We start from the raw sequence: 2938 nt of genomic DNA, 5'->3' as shown, positions 1-2938 counted from the left end.
GATCAGGAAGACGTCGTAGGAATCGAAATGCGGGCCGACGCCGCCGCCGTCGCTGGCGACGGACAGCATCAGGTCGTCCAGCCGCGCATCACAGGCAGCGAGCAACGCAGTTGCAAGAAGAGCAACGATAACCAGCAGGCGGTCGTTCATGCGGCTTAGCGTTTGCGCTCAGCGGGCGGCGAAGCCGTCCGATGCAGCAAAAGGTTAGGCGCTTGGATCGATGGAGTCATAGCCACTAGCCCCAACATGCAGCTTTGAACGCGGTGAATGTGGGAAACATCATTTTGTCCCGCTTCCCCATGAACTCCGTGATGCTCAACCTGTCGATCTCAAGCCAAACGCCGAAATCAAGTTCGAGATCTTCTGCTACCGGTTGAACCCACAAGTGAACCGACCAGCCGAAACTCTCGACGCGGCGTAGCTGGTTCTGGATTCGAACCGCTAGGTCCACGCCACCAGCATAAGTAAGTACGCGGCAGTCTTGGACAATGACATCAACCACAAAGCTTCGGAATCGGTCGCCGCAAACAGTGCAACCTGCATTGATGGGCACAAGTTCTTGGATTACTTCCTCAACCATCGTTGCGAGCTCCCGCCACTGAGCTTCATTCTCCTCAAGAAGCTCAGAGGTTGGCGGATTGAGATCTGGGTCCACGGTATGTCGGCTCTCCGGTGGTGCGGACTAACTGGAATTCAGCCGACCAGCCAGCGAAGCTGGCGCAGGTCGGCCGCAATGAAAGGTTAAGCCTCTCCACTACTTGCACCGCAGCCCACCGGTTTCTCGAGTCTTTTTTACGTCATGCGTAGAGGTGTTTATGGACCAGTGCTCGCAAGTGGAGAGCATGCGGTATTTCAGCACCTTGCCTCCAGGTGTTTCCTCGAAATAGGTTTCCATAGGACGACGGGCGACCAGTATCTGGTCTCCAACAACATTGAATCCGTCAACGCGTGCGTCAATAACGATCGCCTTGGGCCGCTCGCTTCCTGCGTACGTGATGAACACACCATCGCTACTGGTGAATGTGATCTCGTACCCTTTGGAAATTTCTTCGCTGCCGTCCATGGCGCCGCGACACCCGACGAGAGAAGCGGTGATTCCAATAAACAAGAAGAGCTTTTTCTGGCCGCGCATTGGACGAGAGGCCTAACATTCGCGCTCAGCGGGCGGCGWAGCCGTCCGCTGSAGCAAMAGGTTATGCCTTGTAATCGCAGATTTCGTCATGGTCAGCCGCGAAGTGTGTCATGTCGAACTTGATGCCGCTTTTGCGAAGGCTGTCGGCCACGCGGCGGCACCACTGGTCGATCGTTTCAAGGGGAACACCGTAGCCAGAGACTGAAATCTCAAATGGCGCTTCCGGCGTGATGTTGCCTACATAAGCGACCTCGAATCTGTATGCCGGACCGAACAGACGCAGCGCCCATGGGCCGACGGCGGCGTCAATTCCAGATTCATTCAGTACCCGCGCCAGATCCTCCTTGCTTCCCGCAAAGTACACCGTTCCCTGGACGAAAGAGTCACTCGCGCTCATAAGGCATAACGTCGGAATTCAGCCGACCAGCCRGCGKAGCTRGCGCAGGTCGGCTGCAATGAAAGGTTAGGCGCCACGCTACCGCAACAGGCCGCGCTGTTGGAGGCGAAAGCAGTACACCAACACGCCAAAGACCATGGCGAGGCTGACGTAGCCTGGAAAGTCGATGGTTTGCACAACGATCTTGCCGACGCCCCAGGCACAGTAGATTGAGAACAAGACGATTGCGAGTTTGCGCATGAAGAGCAATGCAAGACCGGCGCCGAGCAAGAAGAACGGATAGACCAGCTTGAAGACGAAGCCAAACGGGGACTCAGCACCGGTTCTCACGAGTTCGAGCAACCCGTACCAATGGTCTGCTAGGTAGAGAGCGATGCCAAGAAACTGCAAGATGCAGAGCGCTGCGATGATGAAGACCGGTATGGGCCTCCGATTGAACCACTGCGTGGTAGAGCTTGGTTGAGGTGATGTCGGCTGGCTCTCACTTTGCATTTGCGATTCCTCCCGAAAAGACAGATTGTGTGACGTGGCGTCTAACGTTCGAGCTGAGCCGCCCGCAGCGGCTGGCTGCGTAAGGCCAAGAATGAAATGGTGGCCTGAAGCGGACAGGCGCTGCGGGTCGGTTCGAGCGATCTGTTAGCCATTGCCCTGCTACCGCGCCGTTTCATGTGCGTTAACCAACTTGCGAAGCGCAGTAGCGTCAGGTCTTCCTAAGCACTCCAGCTTTCTGCCGGCCACTCCCTGCGCGCGAGAGACGTACACGCCGTATTCCACGCCATCCACGCCCTCTTCCCCGGCAATCCACGAGAACACAACGTAATTCCAACTGTCTTGATTGAAAGCCACTTCGTAGTCGGATGCGCCTCCCATCCTAAGATGCCGCCGGAACTCAAAGCCAGCTTTGTTGACGGCGACGCGCTTCAAGGGAAACTCCATTTCGAGATGCGGTGGCTGACCGTAACGATACTGAAGCCAAAAAGATTCCGAATCTGAATTTTTTCCTCCGCAGAGCGACAACACTTTTCGACTGCTCTTCAGTTCGCACGAAAAGTAGCTTACTTCGCCAGCGTTACATAGCGTTGCGGCGGCAACGCTTTCGCTCGAAGCCAAGACGGCGAGCCAGACGAAGTTGATAGCAAACCAGAAGCGCATCTTGCAAGGGCTAACGTTTGAGTTCAGCGGACGGCGAAGCCGTCCGCTGCAATGATTGGTTGAGCCGCTTCGCGCTCATCGCTACTAGCCAGCAATGTGCCCACCTGCCATTTCAAGCATTTCTCGATCGATCGCCAAGCCAGAGGCAGATCCGACAACGACACTTGTCATACCGCACCTCGGACAGCAGGCGGTTGCCCCGGCATCCCACCATTTCGTAATTTCTGAGGGTGGATAAGTTTCGCCACACCCAATGC

General features: G+C 56.1%; 5 protein-coding genes and 1 pseudogene. All 6 read right to left on the bottom strand.

What is annotated here, in order from left to right; all coding sequences use genetic code 11:
• Nucleotides 1–90 (bottom strand): annotated as a pseudogene (locus tag ACXRVZ_RS27505) (JmjC domain-containing protein); the annotation flags it as partial.
• Between the two features lie 145 nt (nt 91–235).
• A complete protein-coding gene (locus ACXRVZ_RS27500; protein ID WP_457425704.1) occupies nt 236–655 on the bottom strand; it encodes a hypothetical protein in 420 nt (139 codons plus the stop codon).
• 99 nt (nt 656–754) lie between these two features.
• Nucleotides 755–1132, bottom strand: coding sequence for a hypothetical protein (locus tag ACXRVZ_RS27495; protein WP_457425702.1), 378 nt, complete (start codon nt 1130–1132; stop codon nt 755–757).
• Nucleotides 1133–1193: 61 nt separating this feature from the next.
• Entirely contained in the window at nt 1194–1529 is a 336-nt protein-coding gene (locus ACXRVZ_RS27490) for a hypothetical protein (RefSeq protein ID WP_457425694.1), read from the bottom strand.
• Between the two features lie 78 nt (nt 1530–1607).
• A complete protein-coding gene (locus ACXRVZ_RS27485) occupies nt 1608–2021 on the bottom strand; it encodes a hypothetical protein (protein ID WP_457425691.1) in 414 nt (137 codons plus the stop codon).
• A gap of 159 nt (nt 2022–2180) precedes the next feature.
• Nucleotides 2181–2681, bottom strand: a complete 501-nt coding sequence (locus ACXRVZ_RS27480; RefSeq protein WP_457425689.1) for a hypothetical protein — start codon at nt 2679–2681, stop codon at nt 2181–2183.
• Nucleotides 2682–2938: the final 257 nt, after the last annotated feature.

Source organism: Roseateles sp. P5_E8 (assembly GCF_054177665.1).
Note: the sequence above shows the minus strand (reverse complement) of the source record. Positions and strands in the feature narration are given on the sequence as shown.

Excerpts from the sequence above, each read along its gene's own strand:
- ACXRVZ_RS27495 (WP_457425702.1), bottom strand. The coding sequence starts at position 1,132 with ATGCGCGGCCAGAAAAAGCTCTTCTTGTTTATTGGAATCACCGCTTCT.
- ACXRVZ_RS27490 (WP_457425694.1), bottom strand. The coding sequence starts at position 1,529 with ATGAGCGCGAGTGACTCTTTCGTCCAGGGAACGGTGTACTTTGCGGGA.
- ACXRVZ_RS27485 (WP_457425691.1), bottom strand. The coding sequence starts at position 2,021 with ATGCAAAGTGAGAGCCAGCCGACATCACCTCAACCAAGCTCTACCACG.
- ACXRVZ_RS27480 (WP_457425689.1), bottom strand. The coding sequence starts at position 2,681 with ATGCGCTTCTGGTTTGCTATCAACTTCGTCTGGCTCGCCGTCTTGGCT.